Source organism: Bacteroides sp. 11BF (genome assembly GCF_019633765.1).
GTDB lineage: Bacteria > Bacteroidota > Bacteroidia > Bacteroidales > Bacteroidaceae > Bacteroides > Bacteroides hominis.
In genome coordinates this window covers 1-4,846 of the sequence record NZ_JAFKPJ010000046.1, presented here as the reverse complement: position 1 = coordinate 4,846, position 4,846 = coordinate 1, and the positions used below count along the sequence as shown (strand labels likewise).

The window sequence follows — 4,846 nt, the reverse complement described above, 5'->3', positions numbered from 1 at the left end:
TGCAAAGTCTTTGCAGAACTGTAGTGTTTGCTAAAACGCTTATAATGTGCGTGTTATAAACAGTGCATGAACTTGGTATACATGTCTGTTCTCTATATCAATAATTTAATAATCAGTCAAATATAAAAATACTAAGAAGCCAAAGTTATTATATGTTTTATTATATCTCCCTCATAATAAGCATATAAGATAATGTCAATCAGTGTTATATAAGCAATAAGCTTTGGTCGTTATTCTACCATTTCGCTTCTCCAAGTAAATTCCGTTTTTTGTATGTACATATTTTTGATCTAAATCCTCAAAATATCATTTTTTGTTTTTTAATCACTTTCCAGATAAAAGATAAGTTTAATTTTTTCCTGTATTATCCTTTTAGATTCTTGAACGACAGATACAAATAACAAACCCACTACAAGTAGTTTCACTCGTAGTGGGTTCATTGTATAAATTTTACTACTTTAGATTAATATCCGATATTTTGTTGATCTTTCATTGCTGGATTGGCATCTATTTCATTTTGTGGGATTGGTAATAAAGTCTTGTAGAAATCACGGTTAAAACTGCGTACTTCCTCTTTTAATGCTTGTTGCCATCCCTGATCTTCTTTAGATGTATAACGAACTATAGTTTCATTATTACGCATCGCATCAAAAAAACGGTGTCCTTCGCCTATCAATTCTTTTCTTCTTTCCAATAAAACCCTATCAACCGTAACAATTGTACCCTGCACTGTGTTAGCCGGATTAGCACGTTTTACAATAGCATCTAAATACTTTACAGCTTTATCATTCTGATTGCCTAATTTGGCAGCAGCCTCAGCTGCATTTAAGTATACTTCTGACAAACGAAGCAACGGAACATTGTTATAACGTAAATCACTTAACCCATCTGCAGGATATTTATTTAAAAAGACTGTATTTGTCCCATACAACTTCTGGAAATCCTTAGTTGTTGGAGCTAAAAATACACCTAAGCGTACATCCTTCGGATCTTCATTTAACAAATCGAGAAACTTTTTAGTTGCAATTACGTCTGCATATCCATCCTCATTATATAGGTAGGCGATACCCTCACGATCTGTCCAGTCTGTAGAACCAGTAATGGCTATTTCAAAAAGCATTTCGTTAGAATGAACTCCACTGATTTTGCTCCATGCGGCAACATATTCTTCATTAGTCCAAAGTTTATATGGAGAATTGGTTATAATATCTTCAGCAACTTTGAGTGCATTCTCGTTATCACCTTTAGTCAGATAGATTCTGGTAAGCAAGGCTTTTGCTGCCCATTCATTGATATACCCCTGAGTCTTATCTTTAGCAAGATATCCTGAGTTAATAGCATCAACCAAGTCTTTGATAGCTTGCGTATAAACCTCTTCTACTGTATTTCGGGGCAATTTGCTATCTGAATCCAATACCATAGTAACTACAGGAACACCCAATGAAGCAGGTGCTCCAGGAGCAGTATAGGTTTTACCATACACACGTACCAAATCAAAATGTGCCATAGCCCGGGCTACTTTTGCTTCTGCTGCATACTGAGCAATGATATCCGCTGCTTCTTCCTTATCAGCCAGTTTTCCACTTTCTGCTGCTTCAATAATTCGGTTGGCACGTCCAATAATAACATAAGGCGTTTGCCAGATATCAGGTGCATTGTCCGCAGTTGAATAAGTCATGTCATAACTCAATTGAGAACGGCTGCCGGATTTTTCTGTCTGCATATCTTCGCCTCTTACCTCTCCATAATATAACATACGAGCAGCATAATAATCGTTGAAATCGCTAGTTCCCTTAATCATTTGATACATTCCAGCACGTACAGAAGAGAGGTCAGCACTCGTAGTAACAGCTTCATCTGCTTCCACCTGGTTGCCTGGTTCTACGTCCAGCCAATTATTGACACACGAAGACATGCCAACCGTTAAAGTAATAGCTATTAATGCTTTATATATTGTATTCTTCATACTTATTTTCTTTTTTAATTATTAAAAACCAATTTCTATACCGAATGTATACGTTCTTAATGCAGGCATTTCGAACGTACACAAGCCATCTACAGGCATTTCCGGATCAACTAACAAGTCCTTTGATTTCCAAGTTAGCAAGTTGTTAGCAGAGAAATAAACTCTCGCCTTGGAAATTCCCATTTTAGATAAAAGATTCTTGGGTGCAGAAAATCCTAATGACAGATTTTTCAAACGAAGATAGTCAGTAGGCATTAACCAACGCGATGAAAGTACGCGTGAGTTCCCATATTTGAATTTAGGCAATTTAGCATTATCTCCCTCTTTTTTCCACATATCTTCCAATTTATAGTATGAAGGAATAGCCCCATAAGATGTATAAGTGCCACCGTTGTCATGTAACCAGGTTGCATAATCTACGGCTTTACCCCCTAAAGAATAAGTTAGTGTCAGATTAAGATCAATAAATTTCCATTTTAAGAAATTTGTTAATCCGCCTTCTACTTTCGGATCATGATGTCCAACAATGACTTTCTGAGCTTCAGAAGTCAGGGTTGTGGTTTCATTAGTGCCGTTGTTTTTATAATACATTTCATTACCTGTTTTGGGATCGACACCTGCATATTCGAACATATAATAGGAATAGTATGGTTCACCTACACGATGTATCAACGCACCGTCTATTTCATCCGTTTGGATACCATCCAGTTTAACCAATTTATTCTTATTATGCCCAATGTTAAAGGTCGTTGTCCAGATCAGATCCTGAGTCTGCAGATTAGTTGAGGATAAACTAAACTCGATACCCTCATTTTCCAGAGAACCTACATTCTGCAAAGCTGTCGGAGCAAAACTGATTGGATCATAATAACCTGGAACATAAGAGATCCGTTTATTCATTAACAAATCACTTGTTTTACGTGTATAATAATCCACAGTTAGACTCAGACGTTCCCATAAAGTCACGTCTAATCCAAGGTTAAAAGCTTTATTCTTTTCCCATTTCAAATTAGGACTCCCGATGCCAATAATTCCCATACCCGATTGTCCATTATAAATTTGTCCAGCCCTATACATATTAGTCATATAACTATAATAAGTACTGGGTTGTGTCCCATTTACCCCATACGACAAACGAAGTTTACCATCAGTCATTACATTTCTGATAGATTCCATAAATGACTCTTGCATAAATCTCCAAGATCCGGATACAGACCAAAAGTCTCCCCAACGATTATTTCTTGCTAAACGGGAACTTCCATCACGGCGGTAACTGACCCCTGCATAATACTTATTATCAAAATTATAATTCACACGCCCCAAAAAAGAAGTTAAACGCGATTTATCACGGTTACTATTAGAAGAGGTTTCTCCTGCATTTGCAATTTCATTCTTGTAACCAGGATATTGAGAACCATGAGTATACACCCAAATATCCGTGAAGTCTTCTGTTTCAAACCCCAATAAAGCATCCAAGTTATGTTTTTGGCCAAATGTCTTGATGTAAGTTAGCTGGGTCTGGGTTGTCAATGTTTCCAGTGTACGATTATAACGCTGAAATACTCCATTGGAAGAACGTCCGTCCATACTACGAGGATCCCACCATACAGATTCAATTGAAGAAGTATAATCAAAGGCTATTTTTTCACGTAACTTTAACTCATCCCAAAGAGTAACAGTAGCTGTCAATGTATTAAATGAACGTGTAATATCATTACGATCATAATTATAAGTACGTGTTTGGACCGGGTTTGCGCCATTCGTCAAAGGAAAATTAGAACTGAAGGTTCCATCTTCATTATAGGGAACGACAGAAGGTGACGCTGTCCAAAAAGCATTCATAATAGGACTGGCAAAAGAAGTTCCTTCGTTAGTCATATTCTGATGAATACGTGAAAATAAAGTAGAAGCTTCTAATCTTACACGTCCTGTTTCATGAGATAGATTTGCATTACCTGTCATGCGTTCTAAACCCGAACGTTCAGTAATTCCTTCTTGTTTAGTGTAAGCCAAAGATGTATAAAATTTCGTCTTCTCTGTTCCACCTTGAGCACTGATTTCATAATTCTGGTGACTACCATTTTTGAACAAGATATCTTTCCAATTTGTCCAACCGCCAACTGGTTTTGCAGCAAAAGTATCAATATCATCTTCTAAAGCAACTTCAGCCTGGGCTGCAGTCATCCCCTCTTCATCCATATAATAATTCTTTAGACCAAACTTAATCAATTCACGACGATCATCTCCACTAAGAGTCGGACGGTAATTGACTGCTATATTGGAGAATCCCCAGTCACTACGAAAATTAAATTGAGTTTTTCCTGTGGATCCCCTCTTAGTTGTGATCACAATAACACCATTAGCAGCACGTGAACCGTAAAGTGAGGCAGCCGCTGCATCTTTGATGACCGTAATTGACTCTATATCATTACTATTTAAGGTAGCCAATACGTTGGTACCGGTACTATTATATCCTTCACCTGTATTGGGAGTATTAAAAGCGCTAATATTTCCTGATTGTACTGGGGTGCCATCAATTACATATAAAGGATCATTCCCTGCATTCATAGAACCCATTCCACGAATACGCACGGATGTTGTAGCTCCCGGTGCACCTGAATAGGAACTGATTTGTACTCCCGGGATAGAACCTGCAAGTTTATCTTCTACAGCCATAGTGGGGATATCTTGCAATTTTTCAGTGGCCATTGTGGATGCTGCACCTGTGAAAGTCGATTTTTTAAATGTACCATATCCTGTCACCACTACCTCATCGAGAATTTCGGTATCTGATTTTAATATAATTTTCACAACTGGTTTAATTGCTACCTCAACAGTTTGCATACCAATATACGAAATTTGCAAAGTCTTTGCAGAACT

At 37.4% G+C, this 4,846-nt stretch carries 2 protein-coding genes; both read right to left on the bottom strand.

The features are described 5' to 3' along the window. Positions 1 to 463: 463 nt before the first annotated feature. Positions 464 to 1,966 (bottom strand): RagB/SusD family nutrient uptake outer membrane protein, encoded by a 1,503-nt coding sequence (locus JZY04_RS20690; RefSeq protein ID WP_122141540.1) that lies wholly within the window; start codon positions 1,964 to 1,966, stop codon positions 464 to 466. 21 nt (positions 1,967 to 1,987) lie between these two features. Further along, positions 1,988 to 4,831, bottom strand: a complete 2,844-nt coding sequence (locus JZY04_RS20685) for a SusC/RagA family TonB-linked outer membrane protein (RefSeq protein WP_122141539.1) — start codon at positions 4,829 to 4,831, stop codon at positions 1,988 to 1,990. Positions 4,832 to 4,846: the final 15 nt, after the last annotated feature.